Annotated in this window: 23 protein-coding genes; 3 read left to right on the top strand and 20 right to left on the bottom strand. The window is 41.4% G+C overall.

The features are described from left to right. Positions 1-113: 113 nt before the first annotated feature. The 20 genes from K1I53_RS03830 to K1I53_RS03735 form a co-directional block, all read right to left on the bottom strand. Positions 114-536, bottom strand: a complete 423-nt coding sequence (locus tag K1I53_RS03830; protein ID WP_223328460.1) for a hypothetical protein — start codon at positions 534-536, stop codon at positions 114-116. Positions 537-676: 140 nt separating this feature from the next. Then, positions 677-1078 carry a hypothetical protein gene (locus K1I53_RS03825; protein ID WP_223328459.1) on the bottom strand — a complete coding sequence of 134 codons (402 nt, stop codon included), beginning with the start codon at positions 1076-1078 and terminating at the stop codon, positions 677-679. A 143-nt stretch (positions 1079-1221) separates the two neighbouring features. Then, on the bottom strand, positions 1222-1644 hold the full coding sequence (locus K1I53_RS03820) for a hypothetical protein (RefSeq protein ID WP_125422895.1): 423 nt from the start codon (positions 1642-1644) through the stop codon (positions 1222-1224). A gap of 125 nt (positions 1645-1769) precedes the next feature. After that, positions 1770-2162 carry a hypothetical protein gene (locus tag K1I53_RS03815; protein ID WP_223328458.1) on the bottom strand — a complete coding sequence of 131 codons (393 nt, stop codon included), beginning with the start codon at positions 2160-2162 and terminating at the stop codon, positions 1770-1772. A 135-nt stretch (positions 2163-2297) separates the two neighbouring features. Then, positions 2298-2687: a hypothetical protein gene (locus K1I53_RS03810; protein WP_223328457.1), complete on the bottom strand. Its 390-nt coding sequence runs from the start codon at positions 2685-2687 to the stop codon at positions 2298-2300. 56 nt (positions 2688-2743) lie between these two features. Then, positions 2744-3154 carry a hypothetical protein gene (locus tag K1I53_RS03805; protein WP_223328456.1) on the bottom strand — a complete coding sequence of 137 codons (411 nt, stop codon included), beginning with the start codon at positions 3152-3154 and terminating at the stop codon, positions 2744-2746. Between the two features lie 123 nt (positions 3155-3277). After that, positions 3278-3682 carry a hypothetical protein gene (locus K1I53_RS03800; protein WP_223328455.1) on the bottom strand — a complete coding sequence of 135 codons (405 nt, stop codon included), beginning with the start codon at positions 3680-3682 and terminating at the stop codon, positions 3278-3280. A 150-nt stretch (positions 3683-3832) separates the two neighbouring features. Next, complete coding sequence (locus tag K1I53_RS03795) at positions 3833-4600, bottom strand: acetyl-CoA carboxylase carboxyl transferase subunit alpha (RefSeq protein ID WP_223328454.1); 768 nt, start codon at positions 4598-4600, stop codon at positions 3833-3835. Continuing rightward, a complete protein-coding gene (accD, locus tag K1I53_RS03790) occupies positions 4597-5463 on the bottom strand; it encodes an acetyl-CoA carboxylase, carboxyltransferase subunit beta (protein WP_084921300.1) in 867 nt (288 codons plus the stop codon). Before accD ends, K1I53_RS03795 begins: the two co-directional genes overlap by 4 nt. A 35-nt stretch (positions 5464-5498) precedes the next feature. Continuing rightward, complete coding sequence (accC, locus tag K1I53_RS03785; protein WP_223328453.1) at positions 5499-6866, bottom strand: acetyl-CoA carboxylase biotin carboxylase subunit; 1368 nt, start codon at positions 6864-6866, stop codon at positions 5499-5501. 11 nt (positions 6867-6877) lie between these two features. Beyond that, positions 6878-7300 (bottom strand): 3-hydroxyacyl-ACP dehydratase FabZ, encoded by a 423-nt coding sequence (gene fabZ, locus K1I53_RS03780; RefSeq protein WP_000565515.1) that lies wholly within the window; start codon positions 7298-7300, stop codon positions 6878-6880. Continuing rightward, positions 7297-7785, bottom strand: a complete 489-nt coding sequence (gene accB / locus K1I53_RS03775; RefSeq protein ID WP_132973520.1) for an acetyl-CoA carboxylase biotin carboxyl carrier protein — start codon at positions 7783-7785, stop codon at positions 7297-7299. The genes fabZ and accB overlap by 4 nt, the downstream gene beginning before the upstream one ends. A 2-nt stretch (positions 7786-7787) precedes the next feature. Continuing rightward, positions 7788-9023: a beta-ketoacyl-ACP synthase II gene (fabF, locus tag K1I53_RS03770; RefSeq protein WP_223328452.1), complete on the bottom strand. Its 1236-nt coding sequence runs from the start codon at positions 9021-9023 to the stop codon at positions 7788-7790. A gap of 28 nt (positions 9024-9051) precedes the next feature. Beyond that, complete coding sequence (gene fabG / locus K1I53_RS03765; protein ID WP_049484271.1) at positions 9052-9783, bottom strand: 3-oxoacyl-[acyl-carrier-protein] reductase; 732 nt, start codon at positions 9781-9783, stop codon at positions 9052-9054. A 45-nt stretch (positions 9784-9828) separates the two neighbouring features. Further along, the gene (gene fabD, locus K1I53_RS03760) at positions 9829-10749 is read right to left on the bottom strand and encodes an ACP S-malonyltransferase (RefSeq protein ID WP_223328451.1); all 921 of its coding nucleotides are present in this window, start codon (positions 10747-10749) and stop codon (positions 9829-9831) included. Further along, positions 10742-11716: an enoyl-[acyl-carrier-protein] reductase FabK gene (gene fabK, locus K1I53_RS03755; RefSeq protein ID WP_223328450.1), complete on the bottom strand. Its 975-nt coding sequence runs from the start codon at positions 11714-11716 to the stop codon at positions 10742-10744. Before fabK ends, fabD begins: the two co-directional genes overlap by 8 nt. A gap of 119 nt (positions 11717-11835) precedes the next feature. Beyond that, positions 11836-12060: an acyl carrier protein gene (locus tag K1I53_RS03750; protein WP_000257839.1), complete on the bottom strand. Its 225-nt coding sequence runs from the start codon at positions 12058-12060 to the stop codon at positions 11836-11838. 57 nt (positions 12061-12117) lie between these two features. Then, a complete protein-coding gene (locus tag K1I53_RS03745) occupies positions 12118-13092 on the bottom strand; it encodes a beta-ketoacyl-ACP synthase III (protein WP_223328449.1) in 975 nt (324 codons plus the stop codon). After that, the gene (gene fabT / locus K1I53_RS03740; RefSeq protein WP_049536719.1) at positions 13092-13526 is read right to left on the bottom strand and encodes a fatty acid biosynthesis transcriptional regulator FabT; all 435 of its coding nucleotides are present in this window, start codon (positions 13524-13526) and stop codon (positions 13092-13094) included. Before fabT ends, K1I53_RS03745 begins: the two co-directional genes overlap by 1 nt. A gap of 91 nt (positions 13527-13617) precedes the next feature. Beyond that, complete coding sequence (locus tag K1I53_RS03735; protein ID WP_001015588.1) at positions 13618-14403, bottom strand: enoyl-CoA hydratase; 786 nt, start codon at positions 14401-14403, stop codon at positions 13618-13620. 282 nt (positions 14404-14685) lie between these two features. Here K1I53_RS03735 and K1I53_RS03730 point away from each other — a divergent pair, with 282 nt between their 5' ends. The 3 genes from K1I53_RS03730 (at position 14686) to serS (ending at position 17913) form a co-directional block, all read left to right on the top strand. Next, on the top strand, positions 14686-16050 hold the full coding sequence (locus K1I53_RS03730) for an aspartate kinase (RefSeq protein WP_223328448.1): 1365 nt from the start codon (positions 14686-14688) through the stop codon (positions 16048-16050). A gap of 2 nt (positions 16051-16052) precedes the next feature. Continuing rightward, on the top strand, positions 16053-16424 hold the full coding sequence (locus K1I53_RS03725) for a DUF956 family protein (RefSeq protein ID WP_000079379.1): 372 nt from the start codon (positions 16053-16055) through the stop codon (positions 16422-16424). Positions 16425-16638: 214 nt separating this feature from the next. Continuing rightward, on the top strand, positions 16639-17913 hold the full coding sequence (gene serS / locus K1I53_RS03720; RefSeq protein WP_049478069.1) for a serine--tRNA ligase: 1275 nt from the start codon (positions 16639-16641) through the stop codon (positions 17911-17913). Positions 17914-17922 lie beyond the last annotated feature (9 nt).

Here is a 17922-nt window from a genome sequence, read left to right as displayed (position 1 = left end):
CTAAGTATATTATATCATGAATGTAAAAAAAAATACTTTTGGCAAGTATTCTAAGTTAGTAGAGAATGAGTAATATTAAATTTGAGTAAAAATTATCAAAGGTTTTTAAGTTACTATTCGTCATACTTGTCCCAACCTCCATTTTTTAACACTCTAGGCTGATTATACATACCAATCCTATCTATTGAAGGCACATCATTTTTATTTTTTAATCGAAAATCTATTGTAAAGTCAGAATCCTTTATATGATTAAAAGAACCCTTCACTGATAGATTATAACCTCCCCCCTGTGGAGTTCCATTCCCTATCTGTTCAACAGTTAAACTATTCCAATCCATCTGAACAGATTCTATCTTTGAATTTTTAGACTTTACAAATTTTACAATTTCTTCTTCATGCTCCTTCAGATAAGCCAACTGCTTGGCTCGCGGACTAAGAAATACTCCTCCAAATAAATTTGTTTTCTGTTCCATCCATGCGCCTCCTCCGAATACTACAAGTGCTAAAACTAGCCAAAGTAAAGTACGTTTTTTCATTTCTTTCCTCCTATATAGCGGAATCTAAGTTTATTATATCATGAATGTAAAAAAAAATACTTTTGGTAAGTATTTGAAGTCAGTGGGGAATGAATGATGTTAAATTTGAATAAAAATTATCAAATTTTTTTAAATTACTATTAGTCAAGCAGTTTACCCCCAATACGCAACGGACTACCAATTCCAATAGAATTAATTAAAATTTTTCCATCTGTAATCTTAATAATCACACTCCAGCTTGAGTTTGATATATTATTAAACCCTCCATAAACCTGAACAATATCGCCTCCTCCTTGAGGTGTACCATTTCCTATCTTATCCCATTGTGTCTGTTTCCAATCTATTTGAATCGATTCGACTTTAGGATTTAAAGATTTTACAAACTCCTTAATCTCCTCTTCATGTTCCTTTAGATAAGCTAACTGCTTGGCTCGCGGACTAAGAAATGCTCCTCCAAATAGATTTGTTTTCTGCGCCATCCATGCTCCTCCTCCAAATACTACAAGAGCTAAAACTAGCCAAAGTAAGGTACGCTTTTTCATCTCTTTCCTCCTATATAGCGGAATCTAAGTATATTATATCATGAATGTAAAAAAAAATACTTTTAGTAAGTATTCGAAGTTAATAAGCAATGAGGAATAATGTTAAATCTGCATAAAAATTATCAAAGGTTTTTAAATTACTGTTACTCATAAAGATCCCATAAATTTCCTTTCAAAATTCTTATTGGTTGCATTTGAATAATAACAAGTTTCTCAGGGATTTCATTTAAATTACGTTTTAGTGGAAAACCTAATGTAAATTTAGTATCCTTATTATTATTGATTCTACCGTTCACTGTCATCATATAACCTCCGCCTTGAGGAGTTCCATTTCCTACCTGACCAACTTCCATACTATCCCAATCAAATTGGACACTCTCAACTTTTGAATTCCAAGATTTAACGAAGTTCGCCATTTCCTCTTCATGCTCCTTCAGATAAGCCAACTGCTTAGCCCGTGGGCTCAGAGTTATTCCTCCAAATAGATTTGTTTCCTGTGCCATCCATGCGCCTCCTCCAAATACTACAAGGGCTATAACTAGCCAAACCAAAGTACGTCTTTTCATCTTTTTCCTCCTATATAGCGGAATCTAAGTATATTATATCATGAATGTAAAAAAATACTTTTAGCAAGTATTGTACGTCAGTAGGGAATAGGGGATAGACGAAACTATCCTAATCTTTTGTATTACTATTCGTCAAAACCTCTTCCTCCTACACGTAACGGACCGCTTAATGTCATAGAATCAAAAATTACTTTTTCTTTTTCAATTTCAAACATGACACTCCAATCCGACTCTTCTATATTATTAAATTCACCAAATACACTCACAACTTCCCCTCCGCCTTGCGAAGTTCCATTTCCCACTTTTTCCCACTTGGTTTCATGCCAATCAATTTGAACCGATTCTATCTTTGCATTTTGAGATTTTACAAACTTCTTAATCTCCTCTTCGTGCTCCTTTAAATAAGCCAACTGCTTAGCTCGTGGGCTTAGAAATAGATTTGTTTCTTGTGCTAGCCATGCGCCTCCCCCAAAGACTACAATAGACACAACTAGCCAAAGCAAGGTACGTTTTTTCATCTCTTTCCTCCTATATAATGGAATCCCAGTATATAATATCATGAATGTAAAAAAACTTTTGGCAAGTATTGTAAGTCAATAGGGAATGAGTGATGATAAATTTGAGTAAAAATTATCAAAGGTTTTAAGTTACTATTAATCAAAAATCCTTCCTCCTACTCGCAATGGACCGCCTTGCATCATAGTATCAAAAGCAACTCGTCCATCTTCAATTTCAAAAATTACTTGCCAAGTTGAGCCCTCTATATTATTAAAGCCTCCTCCAGCTATTACAACATTCCCTCCTCCTTTTGGAGTTCCATTTCCAACTTTTTCCCACATTGTTTCATCCCAATCAATCTGAACAGATTTTACTTTATGATCTAAAGATTTTACAAACTCCTTAATCTCCTCTTCGTGCTCCTTTAAATAAGCCAACTGCTTAGCTCGTGGGCTTAGAAATAGATTTGTTTCTTGTGCTAGCCATGCGCCTCCCCCAAAGACTACAAGAGCTAAAACTAGCCAAAGCAAGGTACGTTTTTTCATATCTATTCTCCTAAACAAGTTATATATGAGTACTAGTAATCGTCGTTTTTAATTAGCTACTCGTATAAAAACCACCCACCGTCTCGTAAAATTCTTATAGGTTGCATTTCATAAATAACCAGTTCCTCAGGTACTTCATTTAAATTTCGTTTTAGAGGAAGCCCTAGTGTGAATTCAGTATTCTTATTGTTATTGATTCTACCGTTCACTGTCATCATATAACCTCCACCTTGAGGAGTGCCGTTTCCTACCTGACCGACCTTTATACTATCCCAATTAAATTGAACACTTTCCACTTTAGGACTTAAAACTTTCACAAAATCAGCCATATCTTCTTCATGCTCCTTTAGATATGCCAACTGCTTAGCTCGTGGGCTTAGAAATAGATTTGTTTTCTGCGCCATCCATGCTCCTCCTCCGAATACTACAAGGGCTAAAATTAGCCAAACCAAAGTACGTTTTTTCATCTCTTTCCTCCTATATAGTGGAATCTATGCTTATTATATCATGAATGTAAAAAAACTTTTGGCAAGTATTGTAAGACTATAGAGAATGGGTGATGGACGAAACTATACTAATCTTTTGTATTACTATTCGTCAAAACCTCTTCCTCCTACACGCAATGGAGCCCCACTTCCGATTCCTTCAATAAAATCTTCTTCATTGGCCTTTCCATCCTTTATATAAACTAAAACACTCCAACTGGAATCTTTAATTTGGTTAAAACCACCGAAAACTCGAATAACTTTCCCTCCACCCTGTGGTGTACCATTTCCTATCTCTTCCCAGCGTGTTTCTTCCCAAGCAATCTGAACCGATTCGACTTTAGGATTTAAAGATTTTACAAACTCCTTAATCTCTTCCTCATGATCCTTTAAATAAGCCAACTGCTTAGCTCGTGGGCTTAGAAATAGATTTGTTTCTTGTGCTAGCCATGCTCCTCCTCCAAAGACTACAATAGACAAAACTAGCCAAAGTAAGGTACGCTTTTTCATCTCTTTCCTCCTAATAAGAAACTTTCTATTTTTACTATTAATACACTACTGTTAACCCGTTGTCATCATTTTACCTTATTTATTCGTTTTTTTCATCTAAACACGGTTATCAAAAAAGCTAGAACAAAATGTTCTAGCTTTTAAATTTTCTTAGTATTTTCTAAAGCGTTGGTAACGTTCTTCAATAAGTTGGTCGAGTGGTAGTTCTTGCAACCTATCTAGTTCTGCACGCAATTCATTTTTAACGCGAGCTTGTAGTTCTTTACTGGAGAGACCTGCTTCTGAGATTACCTTATCTACAATTCCCATTTCTAGAAGTTCATGTGAAGTGATTTTCATCAATTCTGCTGCTTCCATAGCACGACTTCCATCCTTCCAAAGGATAGAGGCAAATCCTTCAGGGCTAAGTACTGCGTAGATTGAGTTTTCTAACATCCAAACACGGTTAGCTACGGCTAGTGCCAATGCACCTCCAGATCCTCCTTCACCGATAATAATCGCGATGATTGGAACCTTGAGGTCACTCATTTCCATCAGGTTTCGAGCGATTGCTTCCCCTTGTCCACGTTCCTCGGCTCCTACACCAGGGTAAGCACCCGCCGTATTGATAAAGGTCACAACTGGACGACCAAACTTTTCTGCCTGTTTCATCAGGCGAAGAGCCTTGCGATAGCCTTCTGGATGAGGTTGGCCGAAATTCCGTTTGAGGTTGTCATGAAGACTCTTCCCCTTTTGGATACCAACGACAGTTACTGCTTGGTCACCTAACCAGCCAATTCCACCGATAACCGCACCATCATCACGGAAAGAGCGATCTCCATGCAATTCGATAAACTCGTCAAAGATTCCATTGGCAAAATCAAGTGCGGTCAAGCGACTCTGCTCGCGTGCCTCTCTGACTATTTTTGCAATATTCATCCGCGACTTCCTCCATGCAATCTCACTAATTTAGCAATTGTTTCAGGCAATTCTCTCCGTTTGACAATTGCATCAACAAATCCATGTTCAAGCAGAAATTCTGCCTTTTGGAAGTCATCCGGTAAGGTCTCTCGAACTGTATTTTCGATAACACGACGCCCAGCAAAACCAACCAAACTCTGGGGTTCCGCTAGGATAATATCACCTTCCATAGCAAAAGAAGCAGTCACCCCACCTGTTGTCGGATCGGTTAAAATAGTTAGGTAAAAAAGTCCTGCCTTGGAATGACGTTGAACTGCTGCAGAAATTTTAGCCATCTGCATCAAGCTCATGATTCCTTCTTGCATACGGGCTCCACCAGAAGCTGTGAAGAGAACGACTGGCAAGTTTTCTACCGTCGCATACTCAAACAAGCGCGTGATTTTTTCACCCACAACGGTTCCCATAGAAGCCATGATAAAGTTTGAATCCATAATCCCAAGGGCAACTTTTTGTCCCTTGATGCTAGCTGTACCAGTTAGTACTGCTTCATCCAAACCTGTCTTTTCACGCATTGTTGCAAGTTTTTTCTGGTAGCCAGGAAAGTTTAATGGATCTTGAGTTTCAATACCCGTAAACATCTCCACAAAGCTGTCAGAATCAATCGTCAAATCCAAGCGTTCCTGAGCTGAAATACGGAAAGTATAGCTACAATGTGGACAAATGCGCTCGCTCCCGAGATCCTTTTGGTAAATGGTGTGTTTACAACCAGGACACTGGGAGAAGAGTTCATCAGGCACCTCTGGCTTGGCTTGCGGTGCCTGCCTTACGGAACGATTAGGATTGATCCGAATATACTTATCCTTTTTACTAAATAGAGCCATAAATCCCCCTTTTAGTTCTCATACTCTTTGAAAGTCTATTCTTTTTCTTGATATTGTGGCAAGAAAGTTTCCATCAAGAAGGAAGTATCGTAGTCACCAGCAATAACACGACGGTCTGAAATCAGATCCAATTGGAAATCTGCATTGGTTTGTACTCCTTCAATCTCGAGCTCATAAAGTGCTCGTTGCATCTTCATAAGAGCGTCAAAACGATTCTCCCCATGAACAATGATTTTGGCAATCATACTATCATAGTAGGGGGGAATGGTATACCCTGGATAGACTGCAGAGTCCACACGCAAGCCAACTCCACCACTTGGCAGGTAGAGGTTGGTGATTTTTCCTGGACTTGGAGCAAAGTTAAAAGCGGGATTTTCCGCATTGATCCGACACTCGATAGCATGACCACGTAGGACGATATCTTCTTGCTTGACAGACAAGTGTTGCCCAGCCGCAATACGAATCTGCTCCTTTACGATATCCACACCTGAAACAAACTCTGTGACTGGGTGTTCAACTTGCACTCGAGTATTCATTTCCATGAAGTAGAAATTGCCACTGGCTTCATCGAGCAGAAATTCAATCGTCCCTGCATTTTCATAGCCAACAGACTCCGCTGCACGAACGGCCGCAGATCCAATTTCATTACGAAGGGTTTTTCCAATCGCGATGGACGGGCTTTCTTCCAAAACTTTTTGATTATTACGCTGGAGTGAACAATCTCGTTCTCCTAGGTGGATGACGTGTCCCTCTTGGTCAGCAAGGATTTGGACCTCGATATGGCGAGCTGGATAAATCACACGCTCAAGGTACATAGCACCATTCCCAAAATTGGCCTTGGCTTCACTGGATGCTGTCTCAAAGGCTGCGACCAAGTCTTCTGCCTTTTCAACCTTACGAATCCCTTTTCCACCACCACCTGCCGATGCCTTAAGCATGACTGGGTAGCCAATCTTTTCAGCAACTGCAAGGGCCTCTTCAGCCGTATGAACTTCACCATCAGATCCTGGGATAACAGGAACTCCAGCCTTGATCATTTGCTCACGCGCATTGATCTTATCTCCCATGGTATCCATCACATCCCCAGAAGGGCCGATAAACTTAATCCCCACTTCATCACACATAGTAGCAAACTTGGAGTTTTCGCTAAGAAAACCAAAACCTGGGTGGATGGCTTCTGCTTCTGTCAAGACTGCAGCAGATAAAATCGCATTGATATTGAGATAAGACTCTGTCGCCTTACCAGGTCCGATACAGATAGCTTCATCCGCTAGGAGTGTGTGAAGTGCTTCCCTATCAGCAGTTGAATAGACTGCTACGGTTGCAATGCCCAATTCACGCGCAGCTCGAATAATGCGAACCGCAATCTCACCACGGTTGGCAATCAAAATTTTACGAAACATGGAGAACCTCCTTAGTTTCCAATTGCAAAGGTAAGAGTACCACTCGCTGCAAGCTTACCATCTACTTCAGCCTTTGCTTCAACCACAGCAATCGTACCACGACGTTTGACAAAAGTAGCCGTCATGACTAATTGGTCACCTGGTACAACTTGCTTCTTGAACTTAACCTTGTCCATGCCAGCATAGAAGACCAGTTTCCCTTTATTTTCAGGTTTGGACAATTCCAAGACACCAGCAGTCTGGGCCAAGGCTTCCATAATAAGGACACCTGGCATGACTGGGTATTGAGGAAAATGACCATTAAAGAAAGGTTCGTTGATGGTCACATTTTTAATGGCAACAATAGTATCCTCGCTCACTTCCAAGACACGATCCACTAGGAGCATGGGGTAGCGATGAGGTAGAGCTTCTTTGATTCCTTGAATATCGATCATTTGATGCGTACCAATCCTTTACCGAACTCAACCATTTCTTCATTTGAAACGAGAATTTCTGTCACCACACCATCCTTAGGTGCAGGAATTTCATTCATGACCTTCATGGCTTCGATGATCACCAAAGTCTGACCTTTTTTAACACTGTCTCCGACTGTGACAAAGGCAGGTTTATCTGGTCCAGCAGCCAAGTAAGCCACCCCTACAAGTGGACTCTCAACAACATCACCCTCCGGAGCAACCGTCGTTTCAGCTGGTACTGGAGCTTCTTCCACTGCACTATCTACTGGAGTTGAAGGGGTAGAAACTACTGGACTTGCCGCTACTGCAGTTGGTGCTGGAACAACTTGAGCTGGAGCTTCAGAAGCCATTCTTGCTTCATTCTTACTGAACTGCAATTCGTCCGCTCCGTTTTTATAAGAAAATTCTCTCAAACTTGATTGGTCGAATTGAGCCATCAAGTCCTTGATCTCATTTAAATTCATAATTATTTATTCTCCCAACGTTTGAAAGCAAGAACCGCATTGTGTCCACCAAAACCAAAAGTATTTGAAATAGCATAAGGGATTTCTTGCTCCAAGCCTTGTCCATAAACGACATTCGCTTCGATATAATCTGATAACTCGCTTGTCCCAGCTGTCATTGGTACATAGTTATGACGCATGGCTTCAATAGTAGCAATCGCTTCTACGGCCCCTGCAGCACCAAGCAAGTGTCCTGTAAAGGACTTGGTTGAAGATACAGGTACTTCTTTACCAAGGACAGCTACGATTGCACCACTTTCTCCTTTTTCATTAGCAGGAGTTGAAGTTCCGTGGGCGTTGACGTAAGCCACTTGCTCTGGAGAAATTTCTGCCTCTTCCAAAGCCAATTTAATCGCCTTAATCGCGCCTTGACCTTCTGGATGAGGTGAAGTCATATGGTAAGCATCACAGGTATTACCATAACCAACTACTTCAGCCAAGATAGTTGCCCCACGTTTTTCAGCATGTTCAAGGCTTTCAAGAACCAACATTCCTGAACCTTCTCCCATCACAAAACCATTACGGTCTTTGTCAAATGGGATAGAAGCACGAGTTGGATCCTCTGTAGTTGATAGGGCAGTCAATGCTTGGAAACCAGCGATAGCAAAAGGAGTGATAGATGATTCTGATCCACCAACTAACATGACATCTTGGAAACCAAACTTGATAGAGCGGAAGGCATCCCCAATGGCATCGTTAGATGAGGCACAGGCAGTATTGATTGATTTACAGATACCGTTTGCTCCGAAACGCATGGCAACATTTCCTGAAGCCATATTTGGCAAGGCTTTTGGAAGTGTCATTGGTTTAACGCGTTTTGGACCTTTTTCATGAAGGCGGATAACCTGATCTTCGATTTCTTTAATTCCCCCAATACCAGAAGCCACAATGACACCAAAGCGATCTTTATCGATTTCTTCTACATCAAGATTTGCATTTGTCACCGCTTCTTGAGCCGCATACAAGGCATACAAAGAATAGTTATCAAAACGGTTGGTATCTTTTTTGACAAAGTATTTATCAAATGGAAAATCTTGAACTTCTGCCGCATTGTGCACAGCAAATTCGCTATGGTCAAACTTAGTGATTTCACCAATTCCAATCTTTCCAGTTTGCAAACTGTTCCAAAATTCTTCTGGAGTATTTCCAATAGGAGAGGTCAATCCGTAACCTGTTACTACAACTCGATTTAGTTTCATCTGTCTTACCTATATCTTTCCTTATTTTTTACATGCTAAGTCCGCCATCAACAGCGAGAACTTGTCCAGTCAAATAATCTTGTCCAGCAAGGAACACTGTAGCATCTGCGATATGTTCTGCTTGACCAAACTGTTTCATAGGGATTTGTGCTAGTGTTGCTTCCTTGACCTTATCAGACAAAACGGCTGTCATATCTGACTCGATCATTCCTGGTGCAAGAGCATTTACACGCACATTGCGATTAGCAACTTCACGCGCTACTGATTTGGTAAAACCAATCAAACCAGCCTTGGAAGCCGCATAGTTGGCTTGTCCGATGTTTCCCATCAGACCAACCACACTGGACATGTTGATAATTGCTCCTTCACGCGCCTTAATCATCTGTTTCAAGACTGCTTGCGTCATGTTGAAGGCACCTGTCAAATTGATCTTAATCACTTTTTCAAAGTCTTCTTCAGTCATCTTGAGCATAAGCGTATCTTGAGTGATCCCAGCATTGTTGACCAAGACATCGACAGAACCGAGTTCTGCAATCGCTTGATCTACCATACGCTTGGCATCTGCAAAGTCTGAAACATCACCTGAAATCGGTACTACTTTGACACCGTAGTTTGAAAACTCAGCCAGCAATTCTTCTGAGATTGCTCCACGACTATTCAAAACTACATTAGCACCTAGTTGGGCAAATTTGTGAGCAATGGCAAGTCCGATACCACGACTTGAACCTGTTACAAAGACATTTTTGTTTGTAAGTTGCATTCTATCTCTCCTGTTTCCTGTTGTATTTTGTGGGAGAAGGGATCATTAGTTTCCTAACAAAGCATCCAAGCTTGCTTGATCTTCAACGTTAGCTAGCTTAGCTGATTTATCAATCTTTTTGACGAAGCCTGACAGGACTTTCCCTGGACCGATTTCAATGAAGTTAGTCACGCCAGCATTCTGCATCACTTCAATACTCTCATAGAAACGAACAGGTTCTTTGACCTGACGCGTCAAGAGCTCTTGGATTCGGTCTTTTTCCATGATTGCAGCTTTAGTATTACCTACTAGAGGGCAAATAAAGTCTGAGAAACTAATCCCCTCAAGAGCTCCAGCTAGCTGTTGGCTAGCTGGCTCTAGAAGGGCTGTGTGGAAAGGACCCGACACATTTAGGGGGATCAATCGTTTAGCTCCTGCTTCTTGCAAGAGTTGGACCGCTCGGTCCACTGCAGCCACCTCTCCGCCAATGACGATTTGGCTTGGAGTATTGTAGTTGGCTGGAGTGACTATACCGACTGCAGAAGCTGTTTTGCAAGCTTCCTCAATCACTTCTACTGGGGTGTTAAGGACAGCTACCATTTTCCCAGAGCCTGCGGGTGCCGCCTCTTCCATATAAGCTCCACGCTTAGCAACCAAGGCAACTGCCTCTTCAAAGTCCAAGGCTCCGCTAGCTACTAAAGCAGAATATTCACCAAGGGATAAGCCTGCAACCATATCTGGTAGATAGCCCTTTTCTTTCAATAGACGGTAGATGGCAACCGAAGTCGCTAAAATTGCTGGTTGCGTATAGCGGGTCTGGTTTAACTTAGTTTCTTCCTTATCAATCAAGTCACGAAGGTCATAACCCAGTACTTGACTGGCTTGGTCAATGGTTGCCTTGACGATAGGATAGTGGTCATAGAGGTCTCGTCCCATCCCTAGATATTGAGCACCTTGACCAGCAAATAGAAAGGCTGTTTTAGTCATTTCTTACAACTCCTGCCCAGCGAGAGGCTTCTTCCTGAATTTTCTTGGCAGCGCCATAGTATAGATCTTTTAGGATTTCTTCAACGGTTTCTTCTTTAGAGACCAAACCAGCAATCTGACCCGCCATGACAGAACCGCCTTCTACATCTCCATGAACAACGGCTTTAGCAAGAGCACCAGCTCCCATTTGCTCAAAGATTTCTAAATCTGGGTTTTCTTGTTTAAAGGCATCCTTTTCAGCCTGTTCAAAGTCACGTGTCAACTGGTTTTTAATGGCACGAACAGCATGACCAAAATGCTGAGCTGAAATGGTTGTATCAATATCGCGTGCTTTTAGGATTTTTTCCTTGTAGTTTGGATGAGCGTTTGATTCCTTAGCTACTACAAAACGTGTACCAACTTGAATAGCATCCGCACCTAACATAAAGGCTGCCGCCGCACCTTCACCATCAGCAATTCCTCCAGCAACAACAACTGGAATCGAAACAGCTACTGCAACTTGACGAGCTAAGGTCATGGTTGTCAACTTACCGATGTGTCCACCAGCTTCCATTCCTTCTGCAATGATCGCATCCGCACCGATTTTTTCCATCCGTTTTGCCAAAGCAACACTTGGAACAACAGGGATGACTGTAATACCTGCCTCGTGGAAACGAGACATATATTTACTTGGGTTTCCAGCTCCTGTTGTTACTACCTTGACTCCTTCTTCGATCACAAGATCGACAATGTCTTCTACAAATGGAGACAGGAGCATGATGTTGACACCAAAAGGTTTATCAGTCAGCGATTTGATTTTATCAATATTTGCCTTCACGACCTCTTTAGGTGCATTTCCACCACCTATAATCCCTAAACCGCCAGCTTTAGAAACAGCTCCGGCCAAGTCGCCATCAGCAACCCAGGCCATTCCTCCTTGGAAGATAGGATAATCAATGTTCAATAATTCTGTAATACGTGTTTTCATAGTGCCTCCATCAGTCCTTGCTTACGTAATAGTTCGATTAGTATATTATTTGAGTCTCAAACTATTACCTAAACAAGAGGGAGTGGGTTTCCCCAACTCCTTCTATATCTTATTCGTTCTTATTTTGTTTTCTCTTCAACGTAGGCAACCAAGTCACCAACTGTTTTCAAGTTATCTTCTGCTTCGATTTGGATGTCAAAAGCATCTTCGATTTCAGAGATTACTTGGAACAAGTCCAATGAATCTGCATCCAAATCATCAAAAGTAGATTCAAGTGTTACTTCTGATGCATCTTTCCCAAGTTCTTCAACGATAATTTCTTGTACTTTTTCAAATACTGCCATGATAGGACTCCTTTAAAATATAAAAAATTTATAACTATGTGTTTACCACATGATTACCTAGATTGTAAGAATGAGTGTGCCCCATGTCAAACCTCCACCGAAGCCTGATAGGAGAATCGTCTGGCTACTATCTAAACGAATCATGCCATTCTCCACACACTCTGAAAGCAAAATCGGGATGCTTGCCGCACTGGTATTCCCATACTCCATCATATTGGCTGGAAGTTTGTCGCGGTCAACACCGATTTTTTTAGCCATTTTATCCAATATGCGGATATTGGCCTGATGAAGCAAGAGATAGTCCAAATCAGATGCCCCTACCGGACCTTCGTCAATGGTCTGCTTGATTGACCTAGCAACATCTCGAATCGCAAAATCAAAAACTGCTCGCCCATCCATCTTCAAAAATGCAGGAACTGCTTCTTGATTAGAGAAGGGGGAAGTCAAGGTCGTTTGCCCATAAGTTAAGCACTCGCTTCGAGCACCATCACTGTGTATACTCTCTGCAAGGAAGTGGCGGTTCTCACTTGTTTCCAAGAGAACTCCACCAGCACCGTCCCCAAAGAGCACAGCTGTCGATCGATCTGACCAGTCAACCGCCTTGGACAAGGTTTCAGCACCGATAACAATCCCTTTTTTGAACTGTCCAGATGTCAGAAACTTCTCAGCAGTTGAAAGTGCAAAGATAAAACCACTGCAAGCAGCTGTAAGATCAAAAGCAAAGGCTCTGTTAGCACCAATATTGGCCTGAACTCGCGCTGCTGTAGAAGGCATCATTGAGTCAGGTGTGATTGTTGCTACAATGATAAAATCAATCTGCTCAGCTTCTATGCTCGCCTTAGCCAGTAAGCTTTTGGCTACTTCTGTCGCCAAATCACTCGTTGACTCCGTTTTTGAAATATGTCTCTGTTTAATTCCTGTACGACTTGAAATCCACTCATCGCTTGTATCCATGATTTGAGCCAAGTCTTGATTGGTGACCACTTGCTCGGGTACATAATGAGCAACCTGGCTTATTTTAGCAAAAGCCATTATTTCAAATCCTCCAAAAATTGGTAAAGGTTAGTCAAGCCCTTGCCCATAACATCCATCTCCTCAGGACTCATCCCATCGATAATTTTTTCAACCATGGCCTTGTGGAAACGTTTATGAAGGCGGTGGACTAAACGACCTTTCTTTGTCAAATGTAGATAAACCACACGACGGTCTTGGTCTGAACGAATACGCTCAATATAACCCTTTCTTTCTAGGTTATTCAAGCTCGTCGTAACAGTTCCTAAGGTTACCATCAGTTCTTTGGAAACTTTGCTAGGCGTTGCCTCAGGGAATTTTCCAATCACATCGATTGTGTGCATTTCTTTGATAGAGATGTCTTTGAATCGACTACCTCGCAAGCTAACCTCCTCAATCACAAGGACATTATTAAAAATGGATGTTAAATAATCATTGACTTGTTGGTAATCCAATTCTCATCCCTCCTCTTCAAAAAAACTTTTACCATCAAAACATTTGATATAAAAAGTATAACAGAATTCAAAGTTTTGTGCAAGTATTTTTTCACATTCCTGTAAATTTTGGTCTTCTTCTTTCAGAATGCGCTCGAACCCCTTCTTTGAAATCTTCAGTTAGAGATAACGATTCTTGTAGTTTCAATTCTAATTCAGCATAATTCTGCCAATCCTTGAATTGACTTTCCCAAACTAACTTTTTAATCGCTGCGTATGAGTTTGCTGAACCTCTTCTTAATTTTTTCAGAACTTGTTCTCTTGTTTTTTCTAATTTGTCAACTTCACAAACACGGTATACCACGCCCCATTCTAGCGCTTTTTCAGCAGTTAAGGCTTCACCTGTCATAGCAAGTTGTGCAGCCCGTGTTACCCCGATGCTACGACTCAAGAGATGAATCCCACCAGCGTCTGGCGCCAATCCAACTCCGACAAAGGCTTGAATGAATTTTGCCTTGTCAGTCGCCAAACAGAAATCAACTGCTACTGCCATATTTGCTGCAGCACCAGCAACCGCTCCATCTACCTCCATCAAAACAGGTTTAGGAATTTGCTTGATTTTAAAAGAAATTGTATTGACTAATTCTGCAATCTTATTCAAAGAAGGGATATCATCTTCGTCTACTGCGCGTTTCATCTCAACCAAGTCTCCTCCAACTGAAAAGACCTTCCCATTCGCATTAATCAAGATGAACTGCACAGCTTGATCCTGCTCCGCTAGAGTCAAAGCTTCTAAAATTTCCTCACACATTGGGATATGGAAACCATTTGCCACTTCGGGACGATTCAAAGTGATGATAGCAAGATCATCTACGATCTGATATAAGATATGATTCATAGCTTCTCCTTTTCTTTTATAAGGCAATGAAATTGTTTTATCATCAAAGTATACCTTTTTTTGGATAAAGAGGCAAGGAAAAACTAAAGGAAAGTGTCTCAGCTGATTATTTACCCATCATTTATGAGTCTGAGTAAAATTTGACCCTCTTACTTTTAAACTGTTATCGCTTTTCAGAATAAGTTAGTGTTTTCTTCTATTAAAATAGGAAGTTATTTTCTTCATTGAAAAATGCCCCTCTTTCTGCTATAATCGTATAAAATACTTACTTGAGGAGTCCTTATGAAGGTTGTAAAATTTGGCGGAAGCTCGCTTGCCTCTGCTGGTCAGTTAGAAAAAGTCTTAAATATCGTTAAAAGTGATAAAGAACGCCGTTTTGTAGTTGTTTCTGCACCCGGAAAACGCAATGCTGAAGATACCAAGGTGACTGATGCCTTGATCAAATACTATCGCGACTATGTGGCTGGAAATGACATCAGTGCTAGCCAAAGCTGGATCATTGACCGTTATGCCGCTATGGTTAGTGAACTAGGGTTAAAACCTGCTGTTTTAGAAAAAATCTCTAAAAGTATTCGGGCCTTGGCAACTCTTCCTATAGAGGACAATGAATTTCTCTATGATACCTTCCTAGCGGCTGGAGAAAATAACAATGCCAAATTGATTGCAGCCTACTTTAACCAAAACGGCATTGATGCACGCTATGTTCACCCTAGAGAAGCGGGAATTATCGTAACAAGTGAACCTGGAAACGCACGTATCATTCCATCTAGTTATGATAAGATTGAAGGCTTGGCTGATAGCAACGAAGTCCTTGTCATCCCTGGTTTCTTTGGTGTGACTAAGGAAAATCAAATCTGTACTTTTTCACGTGGAGGTTCAGATATCACAGGTTCTATCATTGCAGCAGGTGTTAAGGCTGATCTCTATGAGAACTTTACAGACGTAGATGGTATCTTTGCTGCCCATCCTGGTATTATCCACCAACCACACTCCATTCCTGAATTAACCTACCGTGAAATGCGTGAGTTGGCTTACGCTGGATTTTCAGTCCTTCATGACGAAGCCCTTCTTCCTGCCTACCGAGGAAAAATTCCTCTTGTCATCAAGAATACCAACAACCCTGACCACCCAGGTACGCGCATTGTTTTAGAACACAGTAGTGATAAATTCCCAGTAGTAGGGATTGCGGGTGACTCAGGATTCGTCAGCATCAACATGTCAAAATACCTCATGAACCGCGAAGTCGGATTTGGTCGCAAGGTTCTGCAAATCCTTGAGGACCTCAACATCGGTTGGGAACACATGCCTACAGGTATCGACGATCTTTCAATCATCCTCCGCTCCCGTGAATTAACTCCTATCAAAGAAGAAGAAATTCTACGTCAACTCGTTCAAAAAGCTGAAGTGGACCATGCTGAAATCGAACATGACCTTTCCATCATTATGATTGTTGGAGAAAAGATGAAGAGCCATATCGGGGTAACTGCTACTGCAACACGTGCTTTGTCTGAGAATAAAATCAACATCCAGATGATGTCCCAAGGTTCAAGTGAAGTTTCCATCATGTTTGTTGTCAATAAAGAGCAAGAAAAAGCAGCTATCAAGGCTCTCTATCATGCCTTTTTCGGTGAAAGTAAGGAAGACTAATCATGGCCCAATCACTCAATCAAGTCATTGACCTCCAAACTACTGGGACATCTTACCTCTCTATCTCTGGAAAAGTTGGAAAATTTCTAGTTGGGGATCAAGCCTTAGAGTTTTATCCTGATGTCAATGTCGAACAATATATCCAAATCCCCTGGTCCAGCATTCAGCAAATCGGAGCCAACGTAAGTGGTCGCAAGATCAGCCGCCACTTTGAAGTCTTCACTGATCAAGGAAAATTTCTCTTTGCTTCAAAAGACTCTGGAGCTATCCTCAAAATCGCTCGGGAAAAATTAGGAAACGACAAGGTCGTGAAACTTCCGACTCTACTACAGACCATTGGACAAAAACTTAAAAATCTATTTGCAAAAAAGTAGAAACTTTAGTATAATCATAGCAACGGATAAGTAGGTTATCCTCTTCTTTCAGAAAGTCTGCGGGTGTTGCGAGCAGATAGGAGGGATAGGTGAAATTCTACCGTTGTTCACAATTAAATACAGAATCAAGTGCACACCTGTGAAGTTGGATGGAACCGTGGCCCTGCCACTCCAACACTTTGTCAGGTGTGCTTTTTTTCATAAAGGAGTTCTTATGTTAGATATTAAACGTATTCGTACAGATTTTGATGCTGTCGCTGAAAAATTAGCTACACGTGGTGTAGATGCTGCTATCTTAAATGAGATGAAAGAAATCGATGCTAAACGTCGTGACATCTTGGTCAAGGTTGAAACTTTAAAAGCAGAACGTAACACAGTTTCAGCTGAGATTGCCCAAGCTAAGCGCAACAAGGAAAATGCCGATGACAAGATTGCTGCGATGCAAACCCTATCTGCTGAAGTCAAAGCCTTGGATGCTGAATTGGCGGACATCGATGCTAAATTAACAGAATTTACCACTACTCTTCCAAACATCCCTGCCGACAGCGTTCCTGTTGGAGCTGATGAAGATGACAATGTGGAAGTCCGTCGTTGGGGGACTCCACGTGAGTTTGACTTCGAGCCAAAAGCTCACTGGGATCTTGGTGAAGACCTTGGTATCCTTGACTGGGAACGTGGCGGTAAGGTAACAGGAGCTCGTTTCCTCTTCTATAAAGGACTTGGGGCTCGTTTGGAACGTGCTATCTACAATTTCATGTTGGATGAGCATGGTAAAGAAGGCTATACGGAAGTTATCACACCTTACATTGTTAACCATGACTCTATGTTTGGTACTGGTCAATATCCAAAATTCAAGGAAGATACTTTTGAATTGAAAGACACTAATTATGTCCTCATTCCTACAGCCGAAGTGCCTTTGACAAATTACTACCGTGATGAAATCCTTGACGGTAAAGACCTACCAATCTACTTTACCGCTATGAGCCCTTCATTCCGTTCTGAGGCTGGTTCAGCTGGTCGTGATACACGTGGTTTGATTCGTCTGCACCAATTCCACAAGGTTGAAATGGTCAAATTTGCCAAACCAGAAGAATCATACGAAGAATTGGAAAAAATGACAGCCAACGCTGAAAATATTCTTCAAAAACTCAACCTTCCATACCGTGTGGTGGCCCTCTCTACTGGGGACATGGGCTTCTCAGCTGCCAAGACTTACGACTTGGAAGTTTGGATTCCAGCCCAAAATACCTATCGTGAAATCTCAAGCTGTTCAAATACAGAAGATTTCCAAGCCCGTCGTGCTCAAATCCGTTACCGTGATGAAGCAGATGGCAAGGTGAAACTCCTTCACACCTTGAATGGTTCTGGACTTGCAGTTGGACGTACAGTGGCTGCCATTCTTGAAAACTACCAAAATGAAGATGGTTCTGTAACTATTCCAGAAGCACTTCGTCCATATATGGGTGGATCTGAAGTTATCAAACCATAAAAAAATAAG

The organism is Streptococcus oralis, assembly GCF_019929365.1.
Taxonomy (GTDB): Bacteria; Bacillota; Bacilli; order Lactobacillales; family Streptococcaceae; genus Streptococcus; species Streptococcus oralis_BT.
The sequence above is the reverse complement of the archived record's forward strand: the minus strand, read 5'-3'. Positions and strand labels throughout refer to the sequence as shown.

Excerpts from the sequence above, each read along its gene's own strand:
- fabD (WP_223328451.1), bottom strand. The coding sequence starts at position 10,749 with ATGACTAAAACAGCCTTTCTATTTGCTGGTCAAGGTGCTCAATATCTA.
- K1I53_RS03750 (WP_000257839.1), bottom strand. The coding sequence starts at position 12,060 with ATGGCAGTATTTGAAAAAGTACAAGAAATTATCGTTGAAGAACTTGGG.
- K1I53_RS03745 (WP_223328449.1), bottom strand. The coding sequence starts at position 13,092 with ATGGCTTTTGCTAAAATAAGCCAGGTTGCTCATTATGTACCCGAGCAA.
- K1I53_RS03795 (WP_223328454.1), bottom strand. The coding sequence starts at position 4,600 with ATGAATATTGCAAAAATAGTCAGAGAGGCACGCGAGCAGAGTCGCTTG.
- fabG (WP_049484271.1), bottom strand. The coding sequence starts at position 9,783 with ATGCAACTTACAAACAAAAATGTCTTTGTAACAGGTTCAAGTCGTGGT.
- K1I53_RS03810 (WP_223328457.1), bottom strand. The coding sequence starts at position 2,687 with ATGAAAAAACGTACCTTGCTTTGGCTAGTTTTAGCTCTTGTAGTCTTT.
- accB (WP_132973520.1), bottom strand. The coding sequence starts at position 7,785 with ATGAATTTAAATGAGATCAAGGACTTGATGGCTCAATTCGACCAATCA.
- accC (WP_223328453.1), bottom strand. The coding sequence starts at position 6,866 with ATGTTTCGTAAAATTTTGATTGCCAACCGTGGTGAGATTGCGGTTCGC.
- fabZ (WP_000565515.1), bottom strand. The coding sequence starts at position 7,300 with ATGATCGATATTCAAGGAATCAAAGAAGCTCTACCTCATCGCTACCCC.
- serS (WP_049478069.1), top strand. The coding sequence starts at position 16,639 with ATGTTAGATATTAAACGTATTCGTACAGATTTTGATGCTGTCGCTGAA.
- K1I53_RS03735 (WP_001015588.1), bottom strand. The coding sequence starts at position 14,403 with ATGAATCATATCTTATATCAGATCGTAGATGATCTTGCTATCATCACT.
- K1I53_RS03830 (WP_223328460.1), bottom strand. The coding sequence starts at position 536 with ATGAAAAAACGTACTTTACTTTGGCTAGTTTTAGCACTTGTAGTATTC.
- K1I53_RS03825 (WP_223328459.1), bottom strand. The coding sequence starts at position 1,078 with ATGAAAAAGCGTACCTTACTTTGGCTAGTTTTAGCTCTTGTAGTATTT.
- fabF (WP_223328452.1), bottom strand. The coding sequence starts at position 9,023 with ATGAAACTAAATCGAGTTGTAGTAACAGGTTACGGATTGACCTCTCCT.
- K1I53_RS03805 (WP_223328456.1), bottom strand. The coding sequence starts at position 3,154 with ATGAAAAAACGTACTTTGGTTTGGCTAATTTTAGCCCTTGTAGTATTC.
- K1I53_RS03725 (WP_000079379.1), top strand. The coding sequence starts at position 16,053 with ATGGCCCAATCACTCAATCAAGTCATTGACCTCCAAACTACTGGGACA.
- accD (WP_084921300.1), bottom strand. The coding sequence starts at position 5,463 with ATGGCTCTATTTAGTAAAAAGGATAAGTATATTCGGATCAATCCTAAT.
- K1I53_RS03800 (WP_223328455.1), bottom strand. The coding sequence starts at position 3,682 with ATGAAAAAGCGTACCTTACTTTGGCTAGTTTTGTCTATTGTAGTCTTT.
- K1I53_RS03820 (WP_125422895.1), bottom strand. The coding sequence starts at position 1,644 with ATGAAAAGACGTACTTTGGTTTGGCTAGTTATAGCCCTTGTAGTATTT.
- K1I53_RS03815 (WP_223328458.1), bottom strand. The coding sequence starts at position 2,162 with ATGAAAAAACGTACCTTGCTTTGGCTAGTTGTGTCTATTGTAGTCTTT.
- fabK (WP_223328450.1), bottom strand. The coding sequence starts at position 11,716 with ATGAAAACACGTATTACAGAATTATTGAACATTGATTATCCTATCTTC.
- K1I53_RS03730 (WP_223328448.1), top strand. The coding sequence starts at position 14,686 with ATGAAGGTTGTAAAATTTGGCGGAAGCTCGCTTGCCTCTGCTGGTCAG.